Below are 26,523 nucleotides of genomic sequence, written 5' to 3'. Positions count from 1 at the left end.
TTGGGATAGACATTTGTCTTCCTAAGACCGCTTGGCCTCCGACTTCCGCGCCACCCGCACCGCCGGCAGCGCCCGCCGCGCCCGCCGCGCCCGCCGCGCCCGCCGCGCCCGCCGGCGGCCTCGACCTGACTGCACCCGGTGCTCCCGCACCGGCTCCGGCCGCGGCGCGACCGGCGCCGCCGGCCGTGCCCGCCGACACCGCCCTGGACCTCGACGCCCCCTGGCCGCCGCGGTAACCACCTTCCTGCCCGGCCACCGCCGCGCGGACGTCCGATCGCCACGGCGCGCGTCCAGAAAGTTCACAGCCGGGTCCGGAACAGTCGGGCCACGTGACGACGATCGCCAAGGGCGGCAACACCGCCGTCCGGAGTCCCTCGGTCCGCGCCGCCCTCACCTGGCACGGTGGTCCCGGTGTGCCCGATGTCGACGCCTCGGCTCTGCTGCTGCAGGCGTCCGGCAAGGTGTCGGGCGACGACGACTTCGTGTTCTTCAACCAGCCCCGGCACCCGAGCGGCGCCGTGCGCCACCTGGGCAAGAACGGCACCGCCGACTTCGTCGAGGTCGACCTCGGCTCGTTGCCGTCGGCGGTCGAACGGGTGGTCTTCGCAGCGTCCGCCGACGGCGGCACCTTCGGACAGGTGCCGGACCTGCGGCTGGTGCTCGTCGACGCCGCGTCCAACAGCCCGATCGCCGACTTCGCCATGGACGCGAGCGTCGAGACCGCGATCGTCGGTGGCGAGCTGTACCGCCGTGACGGCCAGTGGAAGTTCCGCGCCGTCGGACAGGGCTACGACAGCGGACTGGCCGGCATCGCGACCGACTTCGGCATCACCGTCGACGACGCTGCCCCGCCGCCACCCGCCGCGCCACCGCCTCCCGCTGCGCAGCAGTGGCCACCACCGAACGCCGCCCCGCAAGGCCAGCAGCTGCCGCAGTGGCAGCCCGCCGGCCCGTCCGCCGCCGGCGCCCCGGTCAACCTCGACAAGGGCCGGGTCAGCCTGACCAAGGGTCAGCGCGTCAGCCTGACCAAGTCCGGCGCCCCGCCACTGACGAAGGTGATCATGGGCCTGGGCTGGGACCCCGCCTCCCGCGGCAAGAAGATCGACCTCGACGCCTCCGTGATCGCCTTCGACCACGCCGGCACGAAGCTCGAGATCGTCTGGTTCATGCATCTGAAGGAGTTCGACCAGGCGATCGTGCACACCGGCGACAACCTCACCGGCAAGGGGGACGGCGACGACGAGCGCATCGTCATCGAGCTCGACCGGCTGCCGGGGCACGTCGCCGCGCTGGTCTTCACCATCAACTCGTTCGGCGGGCAGAAGTTCACCGACGTGCGCAACGCCTTCTGCCGGCTCGTCGACGGGCACAGCGACGCCGAGCTGGTCCGCTTCGACCTGTCCGACTCGGAGCCGTCGAGCGGCGTGATCATGGCGATGCTGCGACGCGAACCGGACGGCACGTGGCAGATGCGCGCCATCGGCGAGTTCCACAACGGACGGACGGTCAAGAAGCTCGTCGACCCGGCGGCGCGGCACGTGACGACGGCCTGAGTGCCGTCGCCTCAGGGCCGCACCACCACCAGTTCCAGCCCGTCCGGCGCCGCGCGCACCTCCATCGCGAAGTCGAACGCGTCGACCCGGCAGGCGAGCGCGACGTCGCGCGGGTCGACGTTGCCGGCGCCGAGCGCCAGCGTCCGCCTCGCCTCACGGCTCGTGCGCACCGCGTCCGCGGCGTCGTCCGCCCGCGGCGGCTCGCCCCGCCGCAGCCGCTCGACGAGGCGGGCGGTCTCGACGTCGTCGAGGCCGGGCAGGTCGTCACCCCGCCACCCCGTCGCGACGTAGGTCGGTTCTCCCAACCCACTGGCCGTGACCGCGGCCGCCGTCGCGGTCGCGACGACGAGGCCGGCGCACCACCGGCGCTCGGCTCGTGCCGCCTCGACGACACCGCGCGTTCCGGCCGTCGTCCGCAGCACCAGCACGCGTCCGTCCAGATCGGCCGTCGACACCTCGGCGGGCGAGTTCGCGAAGTCGAACCCGGGCAGCCGCAGGCCGCGGTCCTCCCCCACGGCCAGCGCACCGGGATGCGCCGCCTTGTAGTCGAGCGCCGCCGACACCTCGCGCACGAGCACGATGCGCCGGGCGCCGGCCGCGAAGGCGTACGCCGCGGTCGTGAACGCCCGCAGCACGTCGACGACGACGACCGCGCCCACGGCGTCCGCCGCCCCGCTGCCGGGGACGATGCGAGCTGTCACTCGACCGGCGTCCGGCCGTCTCGCCAGGTGATGCGGTCGAAACCGTAGGCGCGCGCCGCCTCCCGGATGTCGCCGGCGATGTTCTCCATCTCGGCGCGAACGACGAGCTCGCCGTCCATGTTGTAGAAGGTCATCAGCATCGCGAGCGGACCCGGGTACAACCGCTCCAGCGGCAGTTCGAGCCGCGCGCCGCCGAACAGCGTGACCACGAGCGTTCCGCCCCAGGTGAGCGTCGCGCGCGACTGCGAGAACGCATACACCGCGATGCGCTCGATGTCGGCGACCTGGCGCAGGTCGATGCCGAGGTGCTCGTACTCCTCGCGCGAGCCGATGATCACCGGACGGCGTGACGACGGACCGAACCGGTTGCCGTCGGTGTACTGCACGATGCCGCTGCCGCCCGACCGCAGCTGGTAGGCGGCTCCGAGGCGCAGGTCGCCGACCTCGTCGGAGCAGACGGCCTCGACCTGCAGCTCGCCGATGCCCGACTGCACCCGCGTCAGCGTCACCGTCGGCGCCTGCACGCTCATGATGTGCTGCCGCCGGTCGGACACCCGCGTCACGTGGCGTTCGAGCCACGCCGGCAACGGGGCCGGAGCCTGCGGCGTCCGTGCGCGCGGCGCACCGGACGGGGCGGGCGCCGGCCCGCCCGAGAGGTCGAGCGAGGACGACCCCGCCGCCGGACCCGACCCAGGCCGCGAGTACTCGATACGGCCGCCGGGCGCGGCGGACCCTGAGCCGGACGGGGCGGGCGACGACAGGTCGAGCGACCCGCCGCCGGCCGCAGGTGCCGGCGGGTCGGCGCGCGGAGGTGCCTGCGGCGGTGACGGTGGCCGTGCCTGCGGCGGTGACGGCGGCGGGCTCGCCGCCGCGGGAGGCTGCGCCGGCGTGCGGTCGCGCCGGGTGTAGTCGATCCGCGGGCCGGAGGCGGCCGGCGCCGAGGGGGTGCGCGCCGCCGCAGTCGCGCCGTTCGGCGTCGACGGACTCGCCTGCTGCTTGGGCCGCACCCGCCGCTTGAGGAACGTGATGTCCGGACGGGCGGGCGCGAACTTCGGATCGGTGATCATCGGCTACAGCGGCAGCCCGTAGTCGGCGGCGATACCGCTGATGCCCTTGGAGTAGCCCTGGCCGAGGACCTTGAACTTCCACTCCTCGTTGTGCCGGTAGACCTCGCCGAGAGCGACGGCCGTCTCGAGGTCGAACGCGCCGGAAAGCTCCTCGGACCGGACCAGCTCGGCGTTGCCGTCGACGTTCAGGACCCGGATGCCGCACGAGCGCAGCTGGCCGAGCGTGCGCCGCTGCGCGGGACCCTCGTTGATGTAGAGCACGCAGACGATGCGGTCGATCTCGGCGGGGACGCCCGCGAGGTCGACCTCGATCTGCACCTTGTCCTCGCCCATGGCCTGCTCGAGCTGTTGGACGGACAGGTCGCTGGACGCCAGCTGGTTGAAGAACACGAAGTCCCGGTCCGAACGCACCCGCCCGTGCACATCGCACAGCAGCGCGGCGAAGACGAGATTGTCGTCGAGCACCCGTTCGGCGCCGGCGTTCCAGGTGGCGCCGAGGACGAGGCCCCGCAGATTCGGGATCTCGCGGGTCAGCGACACGTTGGCGCCGCGCTTCATCTCAGCCATGGTCCTTCCAACCCTAGAGATCGAGGTCGGAGCGGCTGAACTTCGTCCTGAGGAAGTTGCCCTGCGTGAAGAGTGCGTCGACGTCGTGCGCATGGGTGGCCTGCAGCAGATCGTCGGCGGCGGACGACAGCGACTCGAGCTGTTCGCGCAGGGCCGCCCGCGGCGTCCTGCCCGTCGGGCCCGGACGTTCGGTGAGCGCCGGGTCGAGGGCGAGGTAGGTGCGCAGGGTCGTGGGCAGGTAGTCGCCGACGATGCCGTTGATCGACACGATGGCGTACACGTCGAGGTCGCGGTCGGCTGCCTCGATCACCTCGCGCACGGTGTCGGTGATGCCCCGCGACACGACGACGGCGTCGACGGGAAGCTTGCCGGCGTTGGCGTTGATGAAGCGCACCAGCTCCCACTGCCGCGCGAGCAACTTCTCCGGCGAGTCGTCGGGGTCCGTGCCCGACAGGGGGTCGACCGGTGCCGGTGGCGCGGCCGACCCGTCGTCGTCCTTCCTGCGGCGGCGGAACCAGGTGGTCATCGCAGCGGCGGCTCAGCGCCCCGGCGGCAGCTGGTTCGGGTTGGCGGCGCCGAATTCGGCCGTGTTGCCCTCCTGCTGCCGGGTGCGCTCGAGGTAGGGCTTGGCCCGCTCGATCTGGCCCTCGAGCGCGGTGACGGTCTGCGCCATCGAGTCGACGGCCTGCGACCGGAACGAGTCGATCGCGTCCATGGTCTGGAAGACGTTGTCGAACGCCGCCTGCAGCTTCTGGATGTCGATGGTGCTGGACGCTGCCTGCTCGTTGATCTGCGCGCCCTGCACCTTCAGCTGCTGCGACGTCGACTCGATGAGGTTCGACGTCGTCGTGTTCAGCGCGGTGATCTGGTCGAGCACCAGCTTCTGGCGGGCGAGGGCCTGCGACACGATGACGGCGGTGCGCAGCGCCGAGACCGTGGTGGTCTGCGCGCGGTCGACGCCCTTGATCAGCTCGAGATTGTTCTTGCGGACGAGATCGAGCGCCATGTAGCCCTGCACGGACACGGCCATCTGCGTCATGATGTCCTGCCGCCGCTGCCGGACGGCGAACAGCGCGTCGGACTTCAGCGTGGTGGCGGCCTCGGTGTTGCCCGCCGCCTCGAGTTCGGCGACCTTTGCGGTGATGGCCTCGTCGAGGGCGGACGCGAGCTCGTTGTACTCGCTGAGCTTGCCCATGACCGTCCACATGTTCTGCTTCTCGGTCTCGATCGCCGCGTTGTCCTTGCGCAGGTCGTCCTGGCCGGACTCGAGCGACTTGATGATCGCGTTCAGCTGGGTCTGCGCGGACTCGTACTTCTGGAAGTACTTCGCGATCTTGTCGCCGCCCGGGATCCACTTGAGGATCTTCTTCGCGCCGGTGAGGTCGGCGCGGTTCGGGTCGAGCTCGGTCACGGTGGTGCGCAACTCGTTCAGGGTGGTCGCGACCCGCGTCTGCGCGTCACCGCCACCGGCGCCCTTCTGCGCCTTGATCACCGCGGCCGGCCGGTCGAGCATGCGGTTGGAGACGTTGGCGGACGCACGCAGTTCCTTGTCGCCCATCGAGGCGATGGTGTCGACCTTCTGGCTGAACTGCGGCGTCCGGTGGTCCATGGACGCGAGCTCCGCCGCGAACGCGGCCGCCCGCTGCTGCAGCTCGGTCTGCTTCTCCGGGGCCACGGGGACGGCGCCGGCCGCTTCCTCCTGCTTGACCACCTGCACCGGCGCGGGCGGAGCCAGCACGAGTCCGCCGGCCGCCTGCGGTGCGGCGCCGGCCTGCGCGGCGGCGGGGGTGGCGTTCGCTCCCAGATCGAGCTCGGACATCGGGTGACTCCTTCGGGACGTGCGGGTCGGCGGGTACCTGCCGAGCGGGTGGGTGCTGGCCTACCCGGGCAACGTCCACCGGGCGCGGGTCGTTCCGCGCCCGGTGGACGGCCGGACGGACAGGTGCGTCACTTGCGGCCGGCGGTCCAGTTCATGCCCCAGCCGTAGGCCTGGTCGAGTGCGCGCTGGGCGCCGTTGATGTAGTTGACCTCGCGCTGCACGACGAGCTCGCCGTTGTGGTTGATCAGCTGGGCGACCGCGCAGATGCGGGCTCCGTCGCGCGGGTCGTCGAGGTGCACCTCGATCGGGGCGGCGTTGACCGGATAGATCGTCAGCAACCCCTGGGCGGCGGCCCAGTTGGCAGCGCCCTCGTAGATGAGCGCGAACACCAGCACGCGGCGGATCTTGCCGACGTCCTGAAGGTTGATCGACATGTTCTCGCCGGCGCTGTTGGCGCCCGACCGGTCGTCACCGTCGAGCCGGATCAACACCTCGCCTGTGGTCTGCATGTCGGCGGTGAACGCATTGCCCAGCGCCTGCACGACACCCTTGCTGCCGTCACTGAACTCGTAGAGGCAGCCCAGATCGAGGTCGAGCTGCTGCGCCTTGCGGAACAGGCCACCGCCGCCCTGCGGACGGGCGTTCCAGTTCAGGTTGACCCGCACCACGCCGCCCTGACCGCCGTGCTTCGACAGCGACACCGTCGGTGCGGCCTTGGTCAGCGTCACCTTGCTCAGCGACACGCCGCCCTGTCCCTGCTGCTGCGGATATCCGCCCTGCTGCTGCGGCGGGTACTGCTGCTGCGGCGGGTACTGCTGCGGCGGGGGCGGCGGGTAACCGCCCTGCTGCGGCGGCGGGGGCGGCGGGTATCCACCCTGCTGCGGCGGCATAGGCGGGTAACCGCCCTGCTGCGGCGGCGGGGGCGGCGGGTAACCGCCCTGCTGCGGCGGCGGAGGCGGAGGCTGCTGCGGCTGCTGCGGCGGTTGCGGCGGAGTACTGGGCCGCTTGTTGTAGTCGATTCCCATCGTGGACCCTTTCGACAGCGCCGGGGAACCGGCGTCAGACGGTGGCGGTCTCGCGCGTCGGCGCGGCCGACGCCTCCCGGCGGTTGCGCAGAACCGACGAGAGCAACGCGAGGGCGATGAACGCGACCCCGATCAGGCCGGTGACGACCTCGGGCACCTCGTACTCGATGGACACCAGCAGGATCGTCGCCAGCGCGCCGATCGCCCACAGCGCGCCGTGTTCCAGATACACGTACTCGCTGAGCGTTCCCTTGCGGACCAGGAAGATCGTGGTGGACCGGATGAACATCGCGCCCACACCGAGGCCGATCGCGATGATGATCGGGTCGGACGTGATCGCGAACGCGCCGATGACACCGTCGAAGCTGAACGACGCGTCGAGGATCTCGAGGTAGAGGAACAGGAAGAACGCGGCCTTGCCGACGGCGACGTTCGCGTTGGGCTTGCGTTCGATGTGCACCTCGTGCCCGCTCTCCTCGACCTCCTCGTCGTCGCCCTCGTCGACGTTGAACAACTCGCCGAGACCGTTGACCAACAGATAGGTCGCGATGCCGAGGATGCCGGAGAACAGGACGGTGGAGATGCGCTCGGGCGTCTTGGTGTCGGCGTGGTCGCCGACGGTGTACGCCGCCACGCCCAGGACCACGAGCGCCACCACGACGGACAGCTGGTCGAGCCGGCCGATCTTGGCCAGTGGCTTCTCGATCCACGACAGCCAGGTGATCTCCCGCTCCTCGAACACGAAGCCCAGGAACAGCATCAGCAGGAACATGCCGCCGAAGGCGGCGATCGCCGGGTGCGCCTCGTGCAGCAGGTAGCCGTAGGTGCCCGGCTCGTCGGGATCGCCCTTCTCGAGGGCCAGGCGTACCGCTTCGACCGGGTTCAGCGACGCGGTGATGCCCACGATGAGCAGCGGGAACACCAGCCGCATGCCGAACACGGCGATGATGACGCCGATGGAGAGGAAGATCTTCTGCCAGAACTCGCTCATGCGGACGAGCACGGTCGCGTTGACGACCGCGTTGTCGAACGACAGCGATATCTCGAGGATGGCCAGGATGGCGACGAGCGCGAGCCCCGTCCCACTGTCGTAGACGAAGCCGAGCACGAGGCCGACGACGGCCACGGCGAGCGACCAGCCGAAGGTCTTGAAGAACAAGGAAGATGTCCGATCAGTCGAGGGGGCGTCCGGTCGTTCGGACGGGATCAGCCGACGTTGACGCCGAAGTCGAGGGCGATGCCGCGCAGCCCGGTGCTGTAACCCTGGCCGACGGCGCGGAACTTCCACTCGCCGCCGTTGCGGTACAGCTCGCCGAAGATCATCGCCGTCTCGGTCGACGCGTCCTCGGACAGGTCGTAGCGGGTGATCTCGCGGCCGTCGGCCTGGTTCACGACGCGGATGAAGGCGTTGCGCACCTGCCCGAACGACTGCTGGCGCTGCTCGGCCTCGTAGATCGAGACCGTGATGGTGATCTTGTCGACCTCGGCGGGGACGGCGGCGAGATTGACCTTGATCGACTCGTCGTCACCCTCGCCCTCACCGGTGAGGTTGTCGCCGGTGTGCTCGACGGATCCGTCGGGGCTGGTCAGGTTGTTGAAGAAGACGAAGTGGGCGTCGGACAGGATCTTGCCGTTCGTGCCCAGCATCAGCGCCGAGGCGTCGAGGTCGAAGTCGTTGCCGGTGGTGGTGCGCGCGTCCCAGCCGAGGCCGACGAGCACGGCGGTGAGGCCGGGGGCCTCCTTGCTGAGCGAGACGTTGCCGCCCTTGTTGAGGCTGACACTCATTGTCCGGTTTCCTCCCGAAGACGATGCGGTACGCCAGCGACTCTATTGCCGCCGGCAGACAGTGCGGAACGTCAGACGTTGACTCCGTAGTCGCGGGCGATGCCCTGCAGGCCCGCGCTGTACCCCTGGCCGACGGCGCGGAACTTCCACTCCGCGCCGTTGCGGTACATCTCGCCGAAGATCATCGCCGTCTCGGTGGACATGTCCTCGGACAGGTCGTAGCGGGCGATCTCGACGTTGTCGGCCTGGTTGACGACGCGGATGAACGCGTTGCGCACCTGCCCGAAGTTCTGGCCGTTCTCCCCCGAGCCGTAGATCGACACCGGGAAGACGACCTTGTCGGCCTCGGCCGGCAGCGCGTCCAGCTTCACGACGATCTGCTCGTCGTCCCCGCCGCCCTCACCGGTCAGGTTGTCGCCGGAGTGCGTGACGCCGCCGTCCGGGGAGCTCAGGTTGTTGAAGAAGACGAAGTGCTTGTCCGTGAGCACCCGTCCCTCGGCGTTGCAGACGATGGCACTGGAGTCCAGGTCGAACGCCTGGCCATCGGTGGTCCGGGCGTCCCAGCCGAGGCCGACGACGACGGCGGTGAGGCCGGGAGCGGACTTGGTGAGCGACACGTTGCCGCCCTTGGTGAGGCTGACGGGCACGGCTACTCCTCGTACGCAGCGGGTGGTCCGACGCCGGCGGACGGCGTCGAAGATCGACGTCAGCGACCCTATCGGCCGCCGGCCCCGCCGTCCCGGGGAGCGCTTCCCGCCGTCCGGCGCTGTCCTCCTCACTGCGGTCCGCTCGTGCCGTGACGGGGCGCAGTCTGTTCGACGCCCCGTCACGGACGACCTCGGCGCCTCGGGTTTCGGGCGACCGGGAACGGGCGGCGCGGCCGGGCCGCTTGCGCCGCGTCCCCCCGACTGAGCGGGCGGCGGGCCCAGCATGGCGATCGCACCGCCTTGAGTCACGCGCGAGTTTTCGGTGCCGTAAGCGCTTTCCGGCCGAGATCCGGGCGAATGGCGCGAATCGTTCCCCTGTCGCGGGCTAAGTTGTTCGCTGGCGTCCCGGGCGTCCGTCCGAGACCCGGACGGTCCTCGGGAAGAGCTGGACGATCCCCCGGGACCTGGAGGTGTGGTGGACAGCGACGACATCGCGACCCTGGCGGCGGAATTCGCCGCGCTGGGCGCGCAGCTTCGTGGCCGCCTCGATTCCGACGACGTGCTCGACCGCATGATGGACGTCGTCGTCAAGCAGGTCAGCGGCTGCGAGCACGCCAGCGTCAGCGACGCCCAGGCGCGTTCGATCGCCGCCTCGGACGGCGTCGCCCAGGAGGCCGATCGGCTGCAGCACCAGCTCGGCGAGGGACCGTGCCTGCAGGCGGCGCTCGACGGTGACGACTTCTACAGCTTCGACGTGGCCGACGATCAGCGGTGGCCGCAGTACGCGCGGGCACTGCAGGAGAGCACGCCCGTGCGCAGCGTGCTCGCGTTCCCGCTGCGCGAGGAGAAGGCCGCGCTGAACCTGTTCGGCGACGTGCCCGGCGCGTTCGACGACGACGCCCTCACCGCGGCCGCCGTCGTCGCGGCGCTGGCAGGCGGGTTCCTGAGCCTGCGCCGCGCCGAGCACCAGTCGGCGCACCTCGAGGCGGCACTGGCCAACAGCCGGGTCATCGGCGCCGCGATCGGCATCGTCATGCAGACCCGTCGCGTCACCCGCGAAGCCGCGTTCGAGGTGCTGCGCTCGACCAGCCAGGACCTGCACCGCAAGCTTCGCGACGTGGCCGACCACGTCGTCGAGACCGGCGAGGTGCCGGAGGACTCACGGCTCAGCGAGCACTGACCCCGCAAAGCTCGCAACCGCCCGCAACGCACGACACCGCCCGGGACGGTCGGACCGTCCCGGGCGGTGGGTGGAGCGGAAGCTGCGGACTACGAGCGCTGGTAGGCCTTGTAGTACGAGTCGACGCGAGCGGTGCCGATGGGCAGGCCCTGCTTGAACAGCTTGACGCCGAAGTACTTGTTCAGCGCCTGCGCCGCCGGGTAGGCCAGCACGGCCTTGACGTTCAGCACGCGCACGATCTGCTTGCTGCTGAAGACCTTGGCGTCCTTCAGCGCGATGCGCAGCACGCGCACGCGCTGACCGAGCTGGTCGACGTAGGCCGACAGGGCGGTCGTGCGGGTGTTGATGTAGAAGGTGCGGATCGTCAGCTTCTTGCCGTTGGCGGCGAAGGTCAGACCGCCGGCGTGCGTGATCGTGCCCGCGAGGGTCTTGGAGTCGACGCTGCCGCCGGTGATCGGGAAGCTGATGCCGCGCTTGGTCACGCGGGCCTCGCTCGCCGGGGTGACGGTGATGTGGTTCTTCTTGAGCACGCTCGCCGTCGCCGGGTTGAGCGCGAGGCTGGTGCTGCCCGTGGTGAGCACGAGCTGGGTGCCGGGCGCGGCCTGAGCTGTGGCGGTACCCACGAGGGCGGGCGTGGCGAGGGCCACCGCCACACCGGCAGCGACGGCGACGGCGCGGCGGGGAGTGCTGAGACTCCGAAGACTGCGAAGACTGCGCATGCTGTCCCTTTCGGCTGGTGGTCGGCCGGGCGCCGACCGTTCCATCCCCTCTACGGCGTCACCCGCAGCCCTGGATGCAGCCGCGCGGAGTCAGTCGTGCCGGATGATGGCCAGCCCGTACTGCTTGATCTGGGGATCGAGCGCCCAGCCCACCTCGACCGAGCGCATGGACCCCAGCAGGTCGCCGAGCTGCACGAGTTTCTGCACCGCGGCGGGACCGTCGAGCGGGTAGAGGAAGGTGTAGGCGTAGCCGGCGACGCAGTCGTCACCCTTGCTCAGCGCGCACCGCTTCGCCGCGGCGGTCACCCGACCGGGGACGGCCGGTTTGCCGTTCGTCGTGCGCAGCGTGTTGATGGCCTTCACCGCGCCGCCGATGTCGCTGTCGAACGCGCAGGGCTCGAGGCGCGGGCAGGTGGTCGGCCCGTCGGTGGGCACCCCCGAACCCGACCCGGCACCGGTCGGTGAGCCCGTGGTGGACGTGCCCGTCGGCGACGCCGGCCCGCGCGAGCTCGGACGGGTCGAGCTCGGCGTTCCCGGGGACGTCGTCGTGCCCTGCGTGGGGAGGTCGGTGGGCCCGGCCTGGTCGTCACGGTCGGAGTCGTTCCCGGAGTTGCCGAGGAACGTGACCATCAGCGTCACGAACAGTGCGGCGACGACCGCCAGCATGCCGAGCAACCACGCGGCACGACGCCGCATCTCGGCATCACGCTCGGGCGGCTCGACGGTCATGGGCTCCCTCTCGCAGCGTCCGGGTACGCGCAGATTATGGCGGCTCACCGCGACATCCCCACGACCTCGCCCGGCGTCCTCTCAAGGTGGTGGTAGCCGGTCTCGACACGCCGCCCCGGCGCCGTTATGGTGAGGCATACCTAATGAGGGTCGCCTTGCCTGACCCGGCCCCGGCTCGACGATCGGAGTGACCCGTGTACGTGTGCATCTGCCACGCGGTCACCGACGACGAGATCGAGGACGCGGTCGACGCGGGCGCCGACAGCGTCGCCGCCGTGGGTCTGTCGACCCGCGCCGGCACCACCTGCGGCACCTGCCACGACCACATCGACGACATCGTGGCCGAGCGCTGCGGGCCCTGCCCGTTGGCCTCGTTGCGCGTCGCCTGACGCACGGGTCCACCGGCTAGGGTCTGCGGCATGCGTGGCGACGAACGGGTTCTCGAGTTCCTCAACGAGCAGTTGACCGCAGAGCTCACCGCGATCAACCAGTACTTCCTGCACGCGAAGATGCAGGAGAACTTCGGGTGGCACAAGCTCGCGCGCTACACCCGCTCCGAGTCGATCGACGAGATGCGCCACGCCGAGACGCTCACCGACCGCATCCTCTTCCTCGACGGCCTGCCGAACTACCAGCGGCTGTTCCCGTTGCGCATCGGGCGCACGATCCAGGAGATGTTCGAGGCCGACATGAAGGTCGAGGCCGAGGCCATCGACCGGCTGCGCCGCGGCATCGAGTACATGCGCAGCGTCTCGGACATCACCAGCGCCAACATCTTCGAGGCGATCCTCGCCGACGAGGAGCACCACATCGACTACCTCGAGACGCAGCTCGAGCTGCTCAACGTCGTCGGCGAGCAGCTCTACATCGCCCAGCTGCTGGAGCAGCCCGAGAGCTGATCGCGGCGACCTCGGGCTGACTGCCGCCGGGACGCACGTGCGGCACTAGGCTCGACGGCCGTGGAACGCGAGCACGGCCGACGCCGGACGGTCCGTCCGAGATGGCCCGCCGTCACGCGGACAACCCTGCCGCCGGGCGGCTCGTCCGACCTCGTCCCCACGCTGCTCCCCTCCCCGCAGGGGACGCGACCGCGGGTGCGCTCGCAGCGGCACCTCGACCTGCTGGCCGAACTCGACGGCATCGACGCCTGGAGCGGACGGGCACTGCTCGCCTGCCTGCGCCGCCTGCTGACGAGCACCGTGACCGAGGCCGGACGGGTCTGGGTGGTCGACGGCTGGACCGAGCCGTCCGACGACGCCGTGTGCGTGGTGTACCGCCCGCCCCACGACGAGGGGCGCGTCGTCGCCCTGCGCCGGCGGCGCCGGTCGGCGCTCGAACCGTCCGACTGGCGCATCGGCGATCTCACGACGTGGGGCTGGGACGTCGGGGTCGACGAGGTCGACGGACGTGCCGTCGGCGCCGAACGCTTCGGCTGGAACATGGCGGACTTCGACATCGGCGAACCCCTCGGCTACGTGACGACGGTGCTGCGACACGACGACGCGGACATCGGGTGGTGGGGCGACCTCGGCGAGCGGTTGCCCGTCCGTCCGGACTGACACGACCGGGGCGTTCGACCCGCCGGGTATCTCCCGGGTTGCCCGTATATGCGAGTGCCGAGTTGCGCCATGCGCAACTGATTCTCATGACGCAACTCACTCGAACGGGTGAAGCGTCACTTCACCGCGCCTGCAGCGCCGAATAACGGGAGTGTCACGGAAGTCTTCGCCATGGGTGCATGATCATGGACTGCGCCGACCCTCTGTCTATAGTTGCGGAACTTCGCACGGGGAGAGGGTGAGCAGACACATGCTGTCCGAGCCGAACCAGGGGCCATGGCGGTAGGCGGTGCGGCGAGCGCCGCGCCCCTCGAGTTCAAGAACGTCAAGAAGCAGTACCCGGGGGCGCCCTCCCCCGCCATCGAGGACCTCTCGTTCACCGTGCCGGCCGGCGAGGTGTGCGTCCTGGTGGGCCCGTCCGGCTGCGGCAAGACCACCGCCATGCGCATGGTCAACCGGATGATCAGCATCTCCGGCGGTGACATCCTCATCGACGGCAAGGGTGTGAAGGACCGCAACCAGACCGACCTGCGGCGCGAGATCGGCTACGTCATCCAGAACGTGGGCCTGTTCCCGCACCTGAACATCATCAACAACATCGGCACGGTGCCGCGGCTGCTCGGCTGGGACAAGAAGCGCATCCAGCAGCGCAGCGAGGAACTGCTCGAGCTCATCGGCCTGCCGCAGGAGATGGGCAAGCGGTACCCCAGTCAGCTCTCGGGCGGCCAGCGCCAGCGCGTCGGCGTCGCCCGCGCGCTCGCGGCCGACCCGCCGCTGATGCTGATGGACGAGCCCTTCGGCGCGATCGACCCGATCAACCGCGACAACCTGCAGAACCAGTTCCTGCGGCTGCAGAGCGAGATCCGCAAGACGATCGTCTTCGTCACGCACGACATCGACGAGGCGATCAAGATGGGCGACCGCATCGCGATCCTCAAGGAGGGTGGCGAGCTGGTGCAGTACGACACCCCGGACGCCATCCTCGCCAATCCGATCAACGAGTTCGTCGCCCAGTTCGTCGGCCAGGACCGCGGACTCAAGCGGCTGCAGCTGACGAAGGTGTCCGAGGTGCAGCTCGAACCGGCCGGCAGCGGCGACGGCCCTCGCATCGACGCCTCGTCGTCGCTGCGCGATGCCCTGTCGCTCATGATGACGGCCGACCTCACCCCGCTGCGCGTCGAGCGTGACGGCGAGGTCGTCGGACGGTTGTCCATCGAGCGCATCAACGAGGCATTGCAGGAGGCTCGCGCCGAACACGGCAGCAGCCCCGGTCTGTCGAAGTCGGCCGACGCGTCGTCGCCGGCATGACCGTCCTGGCGGCGGCGCCCGTCGTCCCCAACTTCGGCGGCACCAGTTCGTGCGTCGACCAGAACAAGTTCTTCTGCTGGGACTACTTCAAGGAGAACTGGAACGGCGGCAAGTACAGCTTCGAGGAACGTCTCATCGAGCACATCGAGCTTACCGTCATCGCACTCGTGGTGGGCTTCGTGATCTCGTTCGGGCTCGCCATCATCGCCTACAAGCAGCGCTGGCTGGCGCCCCCGGTCACCTTCGTCGCGAGCCTGCTGTACACGATCCCCTCGCTCGCCACGTTCTTCATCCTGGTCCCGATCACCGGCATCAACTGGTGGACGGTCGAGATCGCCCTGATCTCCTACACACTGCTGACGCTGTTCACGAACACCCTCGCCGGTCTCACGGCCGTGTCCGCGGACGTCCGTGACGCCGCAGCAGGCATCGGCCTGACGCCGAATCAGATCCTGTGGAAGGTCGAGATGCCGATCGCGGTACCGGCCATCATCGCGGGAGTCCGGGTGGCGGCAGTCACGACGGTGTCGCTGGCGACGGTCGCGGCGGCGGTCGTGCCCGCAGGCCTGGGCAAGGTCATCTTCGACGCCTTGAGTTCCAATGGCTTCAACACGGCCTTCGTCGCGGCGGGTGTCCTCGCGGTCGTGCTCGCCCTGGCCGCGGACGGGTTGTTCGTCCTCGTGCAGCGGATCCTGACGCCGTGGGCGTCCCGACGGAGGGCGGCCTGATCATGAGCGACTTCATCAAGGGCTTCGAGTTCATCTTCTCCCGGATCGAGGACCGCCCGGGCCAGTTCATCGGCGGCTGGTCGTTCGTGTCGGAGCGGATGATCGAGCACCTCGAGATCTCCGGCAAGGCCATCGTCATCTCGATCCTGATCGGGGTGCCGATCGGCATCTTCCTGGGACACATCCACCGCTTCTCGTTCCTCGCGATCAACGTGTCGAACCTGGGCCGCGCGCTGCCGAGCCTCGCGATCCTGGCGATCTTCCTGCCCATCACCGGCATCGGCCAGACGACGGCGATCATCGCGCTCGTGGTGCTGGCGGCGCCGCCCATCCTGACCAACGCCTACGTCGCGGTCGACAGCGTCGATCCGGACACCGTCGACGCGGCGAAGGGAATCGGCCTCAAACCCTGGCAGGTCGTGTTCAAGGTCGAGCTGCCGCTCGCACTCCCCCTGATCTTCGCCGGTATCCGCACCGCGTCGGTGTTCGTGATCGCCACCGCAACCCTGACGGGGTACTTCGGCGGTGGCGGGCTGGGCGACATCATCAGCAACTCGGCGTCGTACCGCCTCTACGGCGTGATCGGCGCGTCGTACGTGCTGATCGTGCTGGCCGTGCTCGTACAGATCCTCTTCGTCGTCATCGAGGAGCTGATCACGCCGGCGGGGCTCAAGCAGCGCCGCGGCTTCCTGTCCGCGTTCACGTCCTTCAAGCGGCGCGACCCCGACACCATCGCCGCGCTCGGCGACGAGCCCGAGGCCCAACTGTCCATCGAAGAAGACCAGTCCACCAAGCAAGGGAGCCTGACCTCATGAATTCAGTTCGCAGCATCGGCCGCCGCGCCTTTCTCGGCGCTGCCGCGGCCACGCTGGCCGTCACGCTCGCCGCGTGCGGTTCGGACGGCGGCGGCGGAGGCGGATCGTCCGCACCGGGTACGGGCTCCGGCAGCGGCGGTTCGGCCGACCTGCCCGGTAAGGGCAAGCCGTCCATCACCCTGGGCGACAAGGACTTCGCCGAGCAGTACCTGCTCGGCGAGCTCTACGCCCAGGCGCTCAAGGCGAAGGGCTACACGGTCAACCTCAAGGAGAACATCGGTTCGTCCGAGGTCATCGACAAGGCGCTGACCAGCGGTCAGATCGACGGATACCCCGAGTACACGGGCGTCATCTACACGGTCCTCGCGAACCTCGGCGACCAGCCGAAGTCGAAGGAGATCACCTACGAGGGCGCCAAGAAGTGGGAGGCCAAGCGCGGCTACACCGTGCTCGAGCCGACGCCCTTCCAGGACGCCGACGGCGTGGCCACCACGAAGTCGTACGCAGCCAAGAACGGTTTGAAGACCATCGACGACCTGAAGAAGGTCAGCAGCTTCACGTACCTCGGCCCGCCCGAGAACGCGACGCGCTTCCAGGGCGTCGTCGGGCTGAAGAAGGCCTACGGCCTGAGCAACTTCACCTTCAAGCCGCTGAAGACCGGTTCGCAGTACACCGCTCTCGACAACGGCCAGGCCGACACGATCGCGATCTTCACGACCGACGCGCAGCTGGCCAGCGGCAAGTACGCCGTGCTCACCGACACCAAGGGCATCTTCGGGTTCCAGCAGGTGGCGCCGGTGATCAATACCAAGAAGCTCGCGCAGATGGGTCCGGAGTTCCCGAAGATCCTCAACCAGGTGAGTGCCCTGCTCACCACGGACGCGATCATCGCGATGAACAAGGCCGTCCAGATCGACCAGAAGGATCCGGCCGACGTGGCCAAGGCCTTCCTGCAGGCGAACAAGCTCGCCTGAGCCCCTCAGCACGTCCCGGCGCCGCCGGTCACCCTCGGGTGACCGGCGGCGTCGTCGTCGTGGAGGTTGTCCACAGCAGGTTGATCAACGCCGACCGACCTGCTTCACTCGACCTGTGACTCAGACCACAGTCCGGCTGTACCGGCCCCTGACCGTCCTCCTCGCGGTTCTCGCCTTCCTCGCCGGAGCAGCGGTGGTCGCCGCGCCTGCTGCCCACGCCGGCGAGATGACGAGCGTCAGCACGCGGTACGTGGACGGGAAGTGCTCGAAGTCGGGCCCGTCATGGCTCGATCGTGACTGCTACCACGACGACCTGACCTTCGCGAAGCATTCGAGTTGCCGCGTCCGGATGGGCAAGCTCGCCGGCGTCGATCCCGACAGCTCGGTCGGACGCTACGTGCTCGGCAACGCGCGGTGGATCTGCCAGGCGCAGCCACCGGTCGGTCGCTACCTGCTGCAGATCTGGCACCCGGGCTGCCCGGTCGTCGGGTGGTCGAGCGCGCAGTGCCGAGCGTGGGCCAAGAGCCACTGACCCTGCCTGGCAGGGTGAAGGCATGACCACTCCCGCCGAACGCTTCGAGGTCGCCCGCGTGGTCGCCACCCCGCCCGAGGACGTCTTCGCGCTGCTGCGCTCCCCCGAGGGCCATGTGGCGATCGACAGCTCGGGCATGCTGCAGTCCGCCGACGGCGAGCCGGTGAGTGCGGTGGGCGACGAGTTCGTCGTGCACATGGACCGCGAGTCGCTGAACGACTACCCGATGGGCAAGTACGACGTCCGGGTGATCATCACCGCGTTCGAGCCCGACCGCGCCATCGAGTGGACCATCTCCGGACAGATCCAGCCGCCGCTGCGTCACCTCTACGGCTACCGGCTCGAACCGATCGAGGTCGACGGCGCGCCGGCGACTCGCGTCGTGTCGTACTACGACTGGAGCGAGATCGACGAGCAGTACCGCGGCACGGACATCTTCCCGGTGATCCCCGAGGCGGCGTTGCGCGCCACGCTCGGCATCCTCGCCCGGACGCTCGAGAACCCGTCGGGTAACGTGCCTGCCGAACGGGAGTAGTCCCTCGACTGGACGTCGACATACTGGCGGGTTCGCCCCGCCCGGTGTCCAGGGCCGAGCATCGATCGGCTGGACGAGACGTTCGGATCCACAGCCGACCCAGGCTGCCGGTCCGACGTGCTCGTCCCGAGCGCTCGCCGGTGGCCGTGCCCCGGAGGTACCAGTGCTCGACATCGCGGTCATCGCCACCGTGTTCGCCCTCGTGTTCGTCGCCGAGCTGCCCGACAAGACCGCCGTCGCCGGCATCGTGCTCGGCACCCGCTTCCCGTGGCGATGGGTGTTCGCCGGCATCGCGGCCGCCTTCCTCACCCACGTCGTCGTCGCGGTGGCCGCCGGATCGCTGCTCACCCTCGCCCCGCGGCGTGCGGTGGAGGCCGTCGTCGCGGTGCTGTTCCTGCTGGGAGCGTTCCTGATCTGGCGCGAGGGGCGCGAGCAGGACGATGCGGACGACGCGGAGGATGCGAACACCGTCGCCGACGGCGCCGGGTTCTGGAAGGTGGCGTCCCTCGGCTACGGCGTGATCTTCCTGGCCGAATGGGGCGACCTCACGCAGATCCTGACGGCCAACCTCGCCGCGAAGTACCACGACCCGCTGTCGGTCGGCATCGGAGCAGTGCTCGGCCTCTGGGCGGTCGGCCTCATCGCGATCCTCGGCGGCAAGACACTGCTGCGCTTCCTTCCGATCGTCTGGATCACCCGGATCGCGGCGATAGTCATGATCGTTCTGGGTATCTACTCGTTGCTGCAGGCCGTCCGCGGCTGACGGTCCCGGCAGGCGCGCCGAGTCGACCCGTCGCCCCCGTGCCGACGCCGATCCGGGCAAGTCGGACGGGTCCTGCCAAGCCCGGCGGCGACGTGGTGAATGCATGCCTCGCCGCTCACGCACGGTCACGATCGAGACTCGGTCGGGAACACCAAGTCACGAGCGCGTCGGGGGCTCCCCCCCATACCTCCCGGCACGTTCGTCAGGTACGCAGACAGCGGCTCGCAGCCTCAACCCCCCGGAGGACCGCGAGCCGCTTTCTGTCGTTCGGGGACGTCCGTCGACCGTGCGTCACCTGTGCGATGACGACGCGACACGCCGCGTTTCTTGACTCGTTCCAGAAAATGGGACAGGGTCGGGTCATGCCCTCCCCCACCGACCTCGAGGTCATGGTGCGCGGCGCGGGTCTGCGGGTGACCCGTCCTCGGGTGGCCGTGCTCGACGCCCTGCTCGCGTCGCCCCACGCCGACACCGACACCGTCATCGCGGCTGTCCGGCAGTCGCTGGGTGCCGTGTCGCACCAGGCCGTCTACGACGTCTTGCGCGTGCTCACCGACAGCGGCCTCGTGCGCCGCATCCAGCCCGCCGGCTCGGTGGCCCGCTACGAGGCGCGCGTCGGCGACAACCACCACCACCTCGTGTGCCGCTCCTGCGGCACGATCGCCGACGTCGACTGCGCCGTCGGAGACACCCCCTGCCTGACGGCGTCCGACGACCACGGTTTCGCGATCGACGAAGCCGAGGTCGTGTACTGGGGCCTCTGCCCCGCGTGCGCCGTCCGTGGAAGCACCCCCACCGTCCCACCGTCCCCAATCAATGGAGAGGAAACCCGTGGCTGACACCGACAAGCCCGACGCCGTCGTCGGCGAGATGAACGAGCCCGAGGCCAGTGCCGAGGAGCGTTGCCCCGTCGCGCACGGCCGCCGTCCCTACCCGGTCGAGGGCGGCAGCAACCGCGACTGGTGGCCCAACCAGCTCAACCTCAAGATCCTGCGCAAGCACGTCGACGTCGCCAACCCGATGGGCGCCGACTTCGACTACCGCGAGTCGTTCGAGTCGCTCGACCTGAACGCCGTCAAGGCGGACATCGCCGAGATGCTGACCACCTCGCAGGACTGGTGGCCCGCCGACTTCGGCCACTACGGCGGCTTCATGATCCGCATGGCGTGGCACAGCGCGGGCACCTACCGCATCCAGGACGGCCGTGGCGGTGCCGGCGCCGGCATGCAGCGCTTCGCGCCGCTGAACAGCTGGCCCGACAACGGCAACCTCGACAAGGCCCGTCGCCTGCTCTGGCCGATCAAGCAGAAGTACGGCCAGAAGATCTCGTGGGCCGACCTCATCGTCCTCACCGGCAACGTGGCGCTGGAGTCGATGGGCTTCGACACCTTCGGCTTCGCCGGTGGCCGCGCCGACGTCTACGAGCCGGACGAGGACGTCTACTGGGGCCCGGAGGAGACCTGGCTCGGCGACAGCCGCTACAGCGGTGACCGCCAGCTGGAGCAGCCGCTCGGCGCCGTGCAGATGGGTCTGATCTACGTCAACCCGGAGGGCCCGAACGCGAATCCGGACCCGCTGGGTTCGGCGCGTGACATCCGCGAGACGTTCGCCCGCATGGCGATGAACGACGAGGAGACCGTCGCGCTCATCGCCGGTGGCCACACCTTCGGCAAGACCCACGGTGCCGCCGACCCCGAGCAGTACGTCGGCAGCGAGCCCGAGGGCGCGCCGATCGAGGACATGGGCTTCGGCTGGAAGCAGAAGTACAACTCCGGCACGCTCGGCGACGTCATCACCAGCGGCCTCGAGGTCACCTGGACCGACGAGCCCACCAAGTGGACGAACAAGTACTTCGAGAACCTGTTCAAGTACGAGTGGGAGCTCGAGAAGAGCCCTGCCGGCGCATGGCAGTGGGTCGCGAAGACCGACGAGCTGACCATCCCCGACCCGGACGGCACGCCCAACAAGCGCAAGCCGACGATGCTGACGTCCGACCTGGCCCTGCGCGAGGACCCGATCTACAACGAGATCTCGCGCCGCTTCCTCGAGAACCCGGACCAGTTCGCCGACGCGTTCGCCCGTGCGTGGTTCAAGCTGACCCACCGCGACATGGGCCCGATCCAGCGCTACCTCGGACCCGAGGTGCCGCAGGAGGAGCTGCTCTGGCAGGACCCGGTGCCGGCCGTCGACCACGAGCTGATCAGCGAGGCGGACGCCGCCGAGCTCAAGCAGCTGATCCTCGACTCGGGCCTGACCGTCCAACAGCTGGTCTCGACGGCGTGGGCCGCGGCCTCGTCGTTCCGCCAGAGCGACAAGCGCGGCGGCGCCAACGGCGGCCGCATCCGTCTCGAGCCGCAGCGCGGCTGGGACGTCAACGAGCCCGACCAGCTGGCGCAGGTCGTCCGCACGCTCGAGGGCATCCAGAGTTCGTACGCCAAGAAGGTCTCCTTCGCCGACCTCGTGGTGCTCGGTGGCTGCGCGGCGGTCGAGAAGGCGGCCAAGGACGCCGGCTTCGACGTCACCGTGCCGTTCACCCCGGGCCGCACCGACGCGACGCAGGAGAAGACGGACGTCGAGTCGTTCGCCGCGCTCGAGCCGCAGCACGACGGGTTCCGCAACTACCCGGGCAAGGGCAACCGCCTGCCGGCCGAGTACCTGCTCGTCGACCGCGCCAACCTGCTGAACCTCAGCGCGCCCGAGATGACCGTGCTCGTCGGCGGTCTGCGCGTGCTCGGCGCCACCTACCAGCAGACCAAGGACGGCGTGCTCACCGAGCGTCCGGGGCAGCTGACGAACGACTTCTTCGTCAATCTGCTGGACATGGGCACCGAGTGGAAGGCCACGGACGACTCGTCCGAGCACTTCGAGGCCCGCGTCCGCGGCACCGACGAGGTGAAGTGGACGGGCACCCGTGCCGACCTCGTGTTCGGCTCGAACTCCGAGCTGCGCGCCGTCGCCGAGGTGTACGCGAGCGACGACGCCAAGGAGAAGTTCGTCCAGGACTTCGTCACGGCGTGGGACAAGGTCATGATGCTCGACCGCTACGACCTGATCGGCTGAGTCCTCGTCTGATCGACGATCGATCACCGGACGCCCGGGTCGGCCTCGTGCCGGCCCGGGCGTCCGGCGTTAAGGTCCCTGGCATGGTCACGTTCCGGGCGCAGCTGGTCGAGTGGCGCGGGCCCGCGCCCTACTGGTGGGTGCCGCTGGACGACGCGGCCTGCGACCACGTGCGCGGCGAGGACGCGAGCTATGGCTGGGGCGCGGTGCCGGTCCGGGTGCGCATCGGCGCGACCGAGTGGGAGACGTCGCTGCTGCCCCGCGACGGCGGTTACTGGCTGCCGCTGAAGAAGGTGGTGCGCACCGCCGAGGGCATCGGCGACGGCGACACCGTGGAGGTGACCCTGACCGTCGCACCCCGCGCCGGGCGCGCCGCGAACGGCACCGGCCCGACGGTGTGAACCCTCACCGCAGCCCGCTGCGGGCGAACCCCTGGACGAAGAAGCGCTGGAACACCAGGAACAGGATCGCCATCGGCACCACGTTCAGCAGTGCGAACGACATGATCGCTCCGTAGTCGGAGCCGTACTGGCCCTGCAGGTACAGCAGGCCCACCGGCAGCGTGAAGAGCCGGTTCTCCTTCAGCGCGATCAGCGGCCACGCGAAGTCGTTCCACGACTGCAGGAACGACAGGAAGAACAGCACCGCCACCAGTGGCTTCGCCTGCGGCAGGACGACGCTGCGCAGCGTCCGGAACTCCGACGCCCCGTCGAGCCGAGCGGCCTCGAGCAGCTCGACCGGCAGCGAGACGAAGAACTGCCGGGCCAGGAACAGCCCGAAGGCCGACGCCGACGTCGGCAGGATGACCGCCCAGTAGGTGCCGTACAGGTGCAGGTCGACGATCAGGTCGTACAGCGGCACCATGATCACCTGCACCGGCAGCATCAGCGTGGCCAGCGCGACGACGAACAACGCGCCGCGGCCGCGGAAGCGCAGCATCGCGAAGGCGTAACCGCCGAGCACGTTGACGACCGTCGTGAGCAGCGCGACGGCCACGGCGATCGCGAGGCTGTTGCCGAACCAGGTGAGCACGGGGAAGCTGTCGGCCACCGTCCGCAGGTTGTCGAACGTCAGCGACCTCGGCCACAGCCGCACGTCGCCGCTCGCCAGCTCGGCCCGGGACGACAACGCGACGGCGACCATCCAGTACAGCGGGAACACCACGACGCCGGTCACCACGACGGCGAGCAGCAGCCGCAGCCACCACCACGGCCCGCGGCGCCGGGCGGGCGCCGTCATTCCGACACCTCCCGGGTGCGGCTGAGCCGCCACCGCACCGCGGTGAACAGCCCGGTGAGCAGCAGCAGCACCATGCCGATGGCGGCGGCGTATCCCTGGTCGCGGGTGACGAACGCGGTGTCGTAGGCGTAGGTGACGAGCACGGACGTCGCGTCCTGCGGCCCCCCGCCGGTCAGCACGAAGACGATGTCGAACACCTGGAACGAGTAGATGACGTTCATGACGACGAGGAAGAAGCTGGCCGGGCCCAGCAGCGGCACGGTGACGTGACGGAACCGCTGCCACGACGACGCGCCGTCGAGGCGGGCGGCCTCGTGCAGGTGCGGCCCGATGCCCTGCAGCGCGGCCAGGTAGATCAACATGTTGAAGCCGACGCGCCACCACAGGGTCACGAGCGTGACCGACGCGAAGGCGGGCACTCCCCCGGACTGCCAGTCGACCGCCGGCAACCCGACGCTGGTGATCAGGGCGTTCAACAGGCCGCTGTTCTCGTCGAAGATCAGCCCGCCCAGCAGCGCGGTCGCGATTCCCGACACGGCCATCGGCAGGATCAGCAGCGACCGGAACACCGGCCGCGCCGGCAGGGCCTGGTCCAGCAGCACCGCCATGCCGAGCCCGAGCACCATCGACAACGGCGTGACGATCGCCGTGAACAGCACCGTGTTGCCGGTGGCGCGCCAGAACCGTTCGTCGCCGAACAGGCGCGTGTAGTTGTCCAGGCCGACCCACCGTCCGGCGCCGAACCCGTCGGTGCTGCGGAAACCGAGCCACACCGCCCGGACGAGCGGCACGAGCACGAACAGCCCGAGCAGGAGCACGTTCGGGGCGATCAGCACGTACGCGGACACCGACTCCCGCGCGCGCAGGCCGAGACGCCGCGAGCCCCGGGGCGCGGTGACGGCGGCCGGGGCCGTGGCGAGGTCGACGGCGGTCATCGAGTCAACGCCGAGCGGATGTCCGCGGCCAGGCCACTGACGGTGGCGGCCGTCCCGGCGTCGCCGACGAAGGCGTCCTCCAACCGGTCCTGCAGCACCGGGATGATGCGCGACATGCCGGGTGAGGCGACCTGCGCGACGTCGGCGGGCCGCACGGTGGCCGCCTGGTCCAGGAACACGCGCGTGAGCTCGGGGCGCACCTCGAACCGGAGGCCGTCGTCTCCGGTGAGGTCGCGGCGGGTGGGCAGCAGCGAGGCGCCGCGGCAGAACGTCCGCATCTCGTCGCGGCGGGTCGCGAACTCGAGGAACGCCGCCGCGAGCGCGGGTTTGCGGGTGCCGGACGTCGCGACGAGCGCGTTGCCGCCGAAGTCGCTCGCCGCGCGTTGCCGGCGTGGCGGGAAGGTGGCGCCCCAGTCGAAGGAGGCGGTGGAATCGGCGTCCGGCAGCAGGAAGGCCCCGGCCCAGGTCATCGCCGTGGTCTGCGAGAACCACACGTCCTGCGCGAGGGTGTTCGACTGGACGGAGGTGCTCGGCGGCACCCAGCGTTCGGTGAAGAAGCGGCGTGTGAAACCGAGCGCGGCGCGAGCGGCCGCCGAGTCGACGGCGGGCTCGTCCAGCGAGTCGGTGAGCAGGCGTCCGCCTGCCTGCCACAACCAGCTCAGCCACCGCGTCACACCGTTGCCCTGCCAGTTCACGACGAACGGGTAGGTGCCGCCGGGCAGCTTCCTGCGCATCTGCGCGGCCACCGCGGCGAACTCGTCCCACGTCCAGGCGTTCTCGGGCCGCGACGGCACCGAGCGCACTCCCGCGTCGGCGAGCAGTTTCTTGTTGTAGAGGACGACGGACGTGTCGGTGTGGTGCGGGACCCCGACCGGACGGCCGCGGCTGCGCACCGCCGCCCATGCCGGCGCGGTGAAGCGGTCACCGAAGTCGGCGGGCAGGTGGTCGGCGAGGTCCAGCAGTTGGCCGCGACCGGCGTACGCGCCGAGCGTGTAGTACGGCACGCGGAAGATGTCCGGGGCGTTGCCGGCCTGGATCTGCGCGTCCAGGTTCGGGAACATCTGGTCGTACGGGACGGCGTTCAGCCGTACCGACCGTCCGGGGTTCGCCTTCTCGAAGCCGTCGATGGTGCTGCGCAGCCCGGCGAGCTCGGCGTCCGTGCCCCAGGTCGTGAACGTGAGCGTGTCGGGGTCGTCCGACCCGTCGTCCTGCGGCACGAAACCGCAGCCGGCCAGCGGCAGCGCGGCGGCCGCCGCCGACAGCGCGAGGAAGCGGCGGCGCGACAGAGCAGGTGGCGGCACGACGCCCTCCCCGACCGACGGCCCGCCGTGATCTCGACGCGCCGGCAGTGATCTTGCCCAGCGGACGCGTCCACCGCACCGTCTCAGGGCGCGTGCAGCAGATCGCCCAGGGCAGCGGGGGCGTCGGCCGCGGTCGCGATCTCCGCCACCCGGGCGTTCGCGGCGACGGCGAGCTCCCGCGCCGCGCCCGCATCACCCTTCGGCGCGAGCACGATCAGCTCGTCGAGCCCGCGCGCCGCGGGGACGGGGTCGAGGTCGTCGGTGGCGCGGCAGTCGCTGAGCAGCACGGTGACGCGCCGGGCCGCTCTGGCACCGCTGAGCTGGTCGGCGGCGGCCCGCAGGGCGTTGGCGACGGACGTGACCCCGTGCCCGCGCAGCGACAGCAGCGAGTCGACCGTCTCGACAGGCGTGCCCGATGCGCTGATCGCGCGGTGCACCCGCACCTCGCGGGCGAAGCTCAGCACCGCGAACTCGCTCGGAGCCCGCCACGCGCAGGCGGCCGCGGTGAGCGCGGCGGCGGCGAGCCGGTCACCGCCCATCGAGCCGGACGCGTCGACCAGCAGGCACAGTGCGAGCTCGGGACGTCGCCAGTCGCGGGCCAGCAACTCGTCCAGGCCGGGCGGACGTCCCTCCGCGAGCGCGAGCGACAGCGGGTCGAGGGACCGGTCGACGTCCAGGTCGCCGCCGCGGTCGGCGGGCACGGTGTGCAGCCGTCCGGTGCCGCCGCGGCGGTTCGTGCCCTGCCGTCCGAGTTCGAGCAGCACGCGTCCGGCCAGGCGGCGGGCGCGCTCGCGCAACCCCTCGTCGGTCGCGGTGGTCAGGTCGGCGAGCAGGTGCAGCGCGGCGCCCGGGTCGTCGCGCAGCGCGTCGTCCACCGCCGCCTGGTCGAGCTCGCCGACCTCGGGCGAGACGGCGGCGAAGTGCGGGTGAGCGGCGGCGAGGTCGGACCGGGACGTCGTGCGCTGCTTCTTCGCCGGCTTCG

At 70.1% G+C, this 26,523-nt stretch carries 30 protein-coding genes; 15 read left to right on the top strand and 15 right to left on the bottom strand.

Annotated features, from left to right (window positions below):
- Nucleotides 1-329 precede the first annotated feature (329 nt).
- A complete protein-coding gene (locus ACYVP9_RS14220) occupies nucleotides 330-1,553 on the top strand; it encodes a TerD family protein (RefSeq protein ID WP_460605518.1) in 1,224 nt (407 codons plus the stop codon).
- An 11-nt stretch (nucleotides 1,554-1,564) separates the two neighbouring features.
- Here ACYVP9_RS14220 and ACYVP9_RS14215 read toward each other — a convergent pair whose 3' ends face one another.
- The 9 genes from ACYVP9_RS14215 to ACYVP9_RS14175 all read right to left on the bottom strand — a co-directional run bounded on the left by ACYVP9_RS14215 (nucleotide 1,565) and on the right by ACYVP9_RS14175 (nucleotide 9,164).
- The gene (locus ACYVP9_RS14215; protein WP_460605517.1) at nucleotides 1,565-2,254 is read right to left on the bottom strand and encodes a 2-phosphosulfolactate phosphatase; all 690 of its coding nucleotides are present in this window, start codon (nucleotides 2,252-2,254) and stop codon (nucleotides 1,565-1,567) included.
- Complete coding sequence (locus ACYVP9_RS14210; RefSeq protein ID WP_460605516.1) at nucleotides 2,251-3,321, bottom strand: TerD family protein; 1,071 nt, start codon at nucleotides 3,319-3,321, stop codon at nucleotides 2,251-2,253. The genes ACYVP9_RS14215 and ACYVP9_RS14210 overlap by 4 nt, the downstream gene beginning before the upstream one ends.
- Nucleotides 3,322-3,324: 3 nt before the next feature.
- The gene (locus ACYVP9_RS14205; protein WP_460605515.1) at nucleotides 3,325-3,888 is read right to left on the bottom strand and encodes a TerD family protein; all 564 of its coding nucleotides are present in this window, start codon (nucleotides 3,886-3,888) and stop codon (nucleotides 3,325-3,327) included.
- A gap of 13 nt (nucleotides 3,889-3,901) precedes the next feature.
- Nucleotides 3,902-4,414: a hypothetical protein gene (locus ACYVP9_RS14200; RefSeq protein WP_460605514.1), complete on the bottom strand. Its 513-nt coding sequence runs from the start codon at nucleotides 4,412-4,414 to the stop codon at nucleotides 3,902-3,904.
- Nucleotides 4,415-4,426: 12 nt separating this feature from the next.
- Nucleotides 4,427-5,707: a toxic anion resistance protein gene (locus tag ACYVP9_RS14195; protein ID WP_460605513.1), complete on the bottom strand. Its 1,281-nt coding sequence runs from the start codon at nucleotides 5,705-5,707 to the stop codon at nucleotides 4,427-4,429.
- A gap of 128 nt (nucleotides 5,708-5,835) precedes the next feature.
- A complete protein-coding gene (locus ACYVP9_RS14190) occupies nucleotides 5,836-6,732 on the bottom strand; it encodes a TerD family protein (RefSeq protein WP_460605512.1) in 897 nt (298 codons plus the stop codon).
- A 34-nt stretch (nucleotides 6,733-6,766) separates the two neighbouring features.
- Complete coding sequence (locus ACYVP9_RS14185; protein ID WP_460605511.1) at nucleotides 6,767-7,891, bottom strand: DUF475 domain-containing protein; 1,125 nt, start codon at nucleotides 7,889-7,891, stop codon at nucleotides 6,767-6,769.
- Nucleotides 7,892-7,938: 47 nt separating this feature from the next.
- Nucleotides 7,939-8,517 carry a TerD family protein gene (locus tag ACYVP9_RS14180; RefSeq protein ID WP_460605510.1) on the bottom strand — a complete coding sequence of 193 codons (579 nt, stop codon included), beginning with the start codon at nucleotides 8,515-8,517 and terminating at the stop codon, nucleotides 7,939-7,941.
- Nucleotides 8,518-8,588: 71 nt separating this feature from the next.
- Nucleotides 8,589-9,164: a TerD family protein gene (locus ACYVP9_RS14175; protein WP_460605509.1), complete on the bottom strand. Its 576-nt coding sequence runs from the start codon at nucleotides 9,162-9,164 to the stop codon at nucleotides 8,589-8,591.
- Nucleotides 9,165-9,639: 475 nt separating this feature from the next.
- Between ACYVP9_RS14175 and ACYVP9_RS14170 the strand changes: the two genes are divergently transcribed.
- The gene (locus tag ACYVP9_RS14170) at nucleotides 9,640-10,344 is read left to right on the top strand and encodes an ANTAR domain-containing protein (RefSeq protein WP_460605508.1); all 705 of its coding nucleotides are present in this window, start codon (nucleotides 9,640-9,642) and stop codon (nucleotides 10,342-10,344) included.
- An 89-nt stretch (nucleotides 10,345-10,433) separates the two neighbouring features.
- Here ACYVP9_RS14170 and ACYVP9_RS14165 read toward each other — a convergent pair whose 3' ends face one another.
- Nucleotides 10,434-11,063: a hypothetical protein gene (locus ACYVP9_RS14165; RefSeq protein ID WP_460605507.1), complete on the bottom strand. Its 630-nt coding sequence runs from the start codon at nucleotides 11,061-11,063 to the stop codon at nucleotides 10,434-10,436.
- 90 nt (nucleotides 11,064-11,153) lie between these two features.
- Nucleotides 11,154-11,792, bottom strand: coding sequence for a hypothetical protein (locus ACYVP9_RS14160; RefSeq protein ID WP_460605506.1), 639 nt, complete (start codon nucleotides 11,790-11,792; stop codon nucleotides 11,154-11,156).
- Between the two features lie 194 nt (nucleotides 11,793-11,986).
- Here ACYVP9_RS14160 and ACYVP9_RS14155 point away from each other — a divergent pair, with 194 nt between their 5' ends.
- The 13 genes from ACYVP9_RS14155 (at nucleotide 11,987) to ACYVP9_RS14095 (ending at nucleotide 22,467) form a co-directional block, all read left to right on the top strand.
- A complete protein-coding gene (locus ACYVP9_RS14155) occupies nucleotides 11,987-12,181 on the top strand; it encodes a (2Fe-2S)-binding protein (protein ID WP_460605505.1) in 195 nt (64 codons plus the stop codon).
- A 30-nt stretch (nucleotides 12,182-12,211) separates the two neighbouring features.
- Nucleotides 12,212-12,691 (top strand): bacterioferritin, encoded by a 480-nt coding sequence (bfr, locus tag ACYVP9_RS14150; RefSeq protein ID WP_460605504.1) that lies wholly within the window; start codon nucleotides 12,212-12,214, stop codon nucleotides 12,689-12,691.
- 60 nt (nucleotides 12,692-12,751) lie between these two features.
- Entirely contained in the window at nucleotides 12,752-13,351 is a 600-nt protein-coding gene (locus ACYVP9_RS14145) for a hypothetical protein (protein WP_460605503.1), read from the top strand.
- Nucleotides 13,352-13,627: 276 nt separating this feature from the next.
- Nucleotides 13,628-14,659, top strand: a complete 1,032-nt coding sequence (locus ACYVP9_RS14140) for an ABC transporter ATP-binding protein (RefSeq protein WP_460605502.1) — start codon at nucleotides 13,628-13,630, stop codon at nucleotides 14,657-14,659.
- Nucleotides 14,656-15,387, top strand: coding sequence for an ABC transporter permease (locus ACYVP9_RS14135; RefSeq protein WP_460605501.1), 732 nt, complete (start codon nucleotides 14,656-14,658; stop codon nucleotides 15,385-15,387). The genes ACYVP9_RS14140 and ACYVP9_RS14135 overlap by 4 nt, the downstream gene beginning before the upstream one ends.
- Entirely contained in the window at nucleotides 15,360-16,202 is an 843-nt protein-coding gene (locus tag ACYVP9_RS14130; RefSeq protein ID WP_460605500.1) for an ABC transporter permease, read from the top strand. Before ACYVP9_RS14135 ends, ACYVP9_RS14130 begins: the two co-directional genes overlap by 28 nt.
- Nucleotides 16,199-17,176, top strand: coding sequence for an ABC transporter substrate-binding protein (locus ACYVP9_RS14125; protein ID WP_460605499.1), 978 nt, complete (start codon nucleotides 16,199-16,201; stop codon nucleotides 17,174-17,176). Before ACYVP9_RS14130 ends, ACYVP9_RS14125 begins: the two co-directional genes overlap by 4 nt.
- Before the next feature lie 115 nt (nucleotides 17,177-17,291).
- Entirely contained in the window at nucleotides 17,292-17,708 is a 417-nt protein-coding gene (locus tag ACYVP9_RS14120; RefSeq protein WP_460605498.1) for a hypothetical protein, read from the top strand.
- A 22-nt stretch (nucleotides 17,709-17,730) separates the two neighbouring features.
- Complete coding sequence (locus ACYVP9_RS14115) at nucleotides 17,731-18,243, top strand: SRPBCC family protein (protein ID WP_460605497.1); 513 nt, start codon at nucleotides 17,731-17,733, stop codon at nucleotides 18,241-18,243.
- 163 nt (nucleotides 18,244-18,406) lie between these two features.
- Nucleotides 18,407-19,006, top strand: a complete 600-nt coding sequence (locus ACYVP9_RS14110) for a TMEM165/GDT1 family protein (protein WP_460605496.1) — start codon at nucleotides 18,407-18,409, stop codon at nucleotides 19,004-19,006.
- A 362-nt stretch (nucleotides 19,007-19,368) separates the two neighbouring features.
- Nucleotides 19,369-19,845, top strand: coding sequence for a Fur family transcriptional regulator (locus tag ACYVP9_RS14105; protein WP_460605495.1), 477 nt, complete (start codon nucleotides 19,369-19,371; stop codon nucleotides 19,843-19,845).
- 31 nt (nucleotides 19,846-19,876) lie between these two features.
- Nucleotides 19,877-22,066: a catalase/peroxidase HPI gene (gene katG / locus ACYVP9_RS14100; RefSeq protein ID WP_460605547.1), complete on the top strand. Its 2,190-nt coding sequence runs from the start codon at nucleotides 19,877-19,879 to the stop codon at nucleotides 22,064-22,066.
- An 83-nt stretch (nucleotides 22,067-22,149) separates the two neighbouring features.
- On the top strand, nucleotides 22,150-22,467 hold the full coding sequence (locus tag ACYVP9_RS14095) for a DUF1905 domain-containing protein (RefSeq protein ID WP_460605494.1): 318 nt from the start codon (nucleotides 22,150-22,152) through the stop codon (nucleotides 22,465-22,467).
- Between the two features lie 4 nt (nucleotides 22,468-22,471).
- Here the strand turns inward: ACYVP9_RS14095 and ACYVP9_RS14090 are convergent, their stop codons facing one another.
- The 4 genes from ACYVP9_RS14090 to ACYVP9_RS14075 all read right to left on the bottom strand — a co-directional run bounded on the left by ACYVP9_RS14090 (nucleotide 22,472) and on the right by ACYVP9_RS14075 (nucleotide 26,416).
- A complete protein-coding gene (locus ACYVP9_RS14090) occupies nucleotides 22,472-23,305 on the bottom strand; it encodes a carbohydrate ABC transporter permease (RefSeq protein ID WP_460605493.1) in 834 nt (277 codons plus the stop codon).
- On the bottom strand, nucleotides 23,302-24,240 hold the full coding sequence (locus tag ACYVP9_RS14085; RefSeq protein ID WP_460605492.1) for a carbohydrate ABC transporter permease: 939 nt from the start codon (nucleotides 24,238-24,240) through the stop codon (nucleotides 23,302-23,304). The genes ACYVP9_RS14090 and ACYVP9_RS14085 overlap by 4 nt, the downstream gene beginning before the upstream one ends.
- The gene (locus ACYVP9_RS14080) at nucleotides 24,237-25,541 is read right to left on the bottom strand and encodes an ABC transporter substrate-binding protein (RefSeq protein WP_460605491.1); all 1,305 of its coding nucleotides are present in this window, start codon (nucleotides 25,539-25,541) and stop codon (nucleotides 24,237-24,239) included. Before ACYVP9_RS14080 ends, ACYVP9_RS14085 begins: the two co-directional genes overlap by 4 nt.
- A gap of 83 nt (nucleotides 25,542-25,624) precedes the next feature.
- The gene (locus tag ACYVP9_RS14075; protein WP_460605490.1) at nucleotides 25,625-26,416 is read right to left on the bottom strand and encodes a vWA domain-containing protein; all 792 of its coding nucleotides are present in this window, start codon (nucleotides 26,414-26,416) and stop codon (nucleotides 25,625-25,627) included.
- Between the last annotated feature and the right edge of the window lie 107 nt (nucleotides 26,417-26,523).

Source organism: Jatrophihabitans fulvus, from assembly GCF_054781375.1.
This window is presented reverse-complemented; position numbering and strand designations above follow the sequence as displayed.

Excerpts from the sequence above, each read along its gene's own strand:
- bfr (WP_460605504.1), top strand. The coding sequence starts at position 12,212 with ATGCGTGGCGACGAACGGGTTCTCGAGTTCCTCAACGAGCAGTTGACC.
- ACYVP9_RS14165 (WP_460605507.1), bottom strand. The coding sequence starts at position 11,063 with ATGCGCAGTCTTCGCAGTCTTCGGAGTCTCAGCACTCCCCGCCGCGCC.
- ACYVP9_RS14140 (WP_460605502.1), top strand. The coding sequence starts at position 13,628 with ATGGCGGTAGGCGGTGCGGCGAGCGCCGCGCCCCTCGAGTTCAAGAAC.
- ACYVP9_RS14180 (WP_460605510.1), bottom strand. The coding sequence starts at position 8,517 with ATGAGTGTCAGCCTCAACAAGGGCGGCAACGTCTCGCTCAGCAAGGAG.
- ACYVP9_RS14090 (WP_460605493.1), bottom strand. The coding sequence starts at position 23,305 with ATGACGGCGCCCGCCCGGCGCCGCGGGCCGTGGTGGTGGCTGCGGCTG.
- ACYVP9_RS14085 (WP_460605492.1), bottom strand. The coding sequence starts at position 24,240 with ATGACCGCCGTCGACCTCGCCACGGCCCCGGCCGCCGTCACCGCGCCC.
- ACYVP9_RS14200 (WP_460605514.1), bottom strand. The coding sequence starts at position 4,414 with ATGACCACCTGGTTCCGCCGCCGCAGGAAGGACGACGACGGGTCGGCC.
- ACYVP9_RS14115 (WP_460605497.1), top strand. The coding sequence starts at position 17,731 with ATGACCACTCCCGCCGAACGCTTCGAGGTCGCCCGCGTGGTCGCCACC.
- ACYVP9_RS14195 (WP_460605513.1), bottom strand. The coding sequence starts at position 5,707 with ATGTCCGAGCTCGATCTGGGAGCGAACGCCACCCCCGCCGCCGCGCAG.
- ACYVP9_RS14135 (WP_460605501.1), top strand. The coding sequence starts at position 14,656 with ATGACCGTCCTGGCGGCGGCGCCCGTCGTCCCCAACTTCGGCGGCACC.
- ACYVP9_RS14205 (WP_460605515.1), bottom strand. The coding sequence starts at position 3,888 with ATGGCTGAGATGAAGCGCGGCGCCAACGTGTCGCTGACCCGCGAGATC.
- ACYVP9_RS14095 (WP_460605494.1), top strand. The coding sequence starts at position 22,150 with ATGGTCACGTTCCGGGCGCAGCTGGTCGAGTGGCGCGGGCCCGCGCCC.
- katG (WP_460605547.1), top strand. The coding sequence starts at position 19,877 with ATGAACGAGCCCGAGGCCAGTGCCGAGGAGCGTTGCCCCGTCGCGCAC.
- ACYVP9_RS14210 (WP_460605516.1), bottom strand. The coding sequence starts at position 3,321 with ATGATCACCGATCCGAAGTTCGCGCCCGCCCGTCCGGACATCACGTTC.
- ACYVP9_RS14160 (WP_460605506.1), bottom strand. The coding sequence starts at position 11,792 with ATGACCGTCGAGCCGCCCGAGCGTGATGCCGAGATGCGGCGTCGTGCC.
- ACYVP9_RS14125 (WP_460605499.1), top strand. The coding sequence starts at position 16,199 with ATGAATTCAGTTCGCAGCATCGGCCGCCGCGCCTTTCTCGGCGCTGCC.
- ACYVP9_RS14105 (WP_460605495.1), top strand. The coding sequence starts at position 19,369 with ATGCCCTCCCCCACCGACCTCGAGGTCATGGTGCGCGGCGCGGGTCTG.
- ACYVP9_RS14190 (WP_460605512.1), bottom strand. The coding sequence starts at position 6,732 with ATGGGAATCGACTACAACAAGCGGCCCAGTACTCCGCCGCAACCGCCG.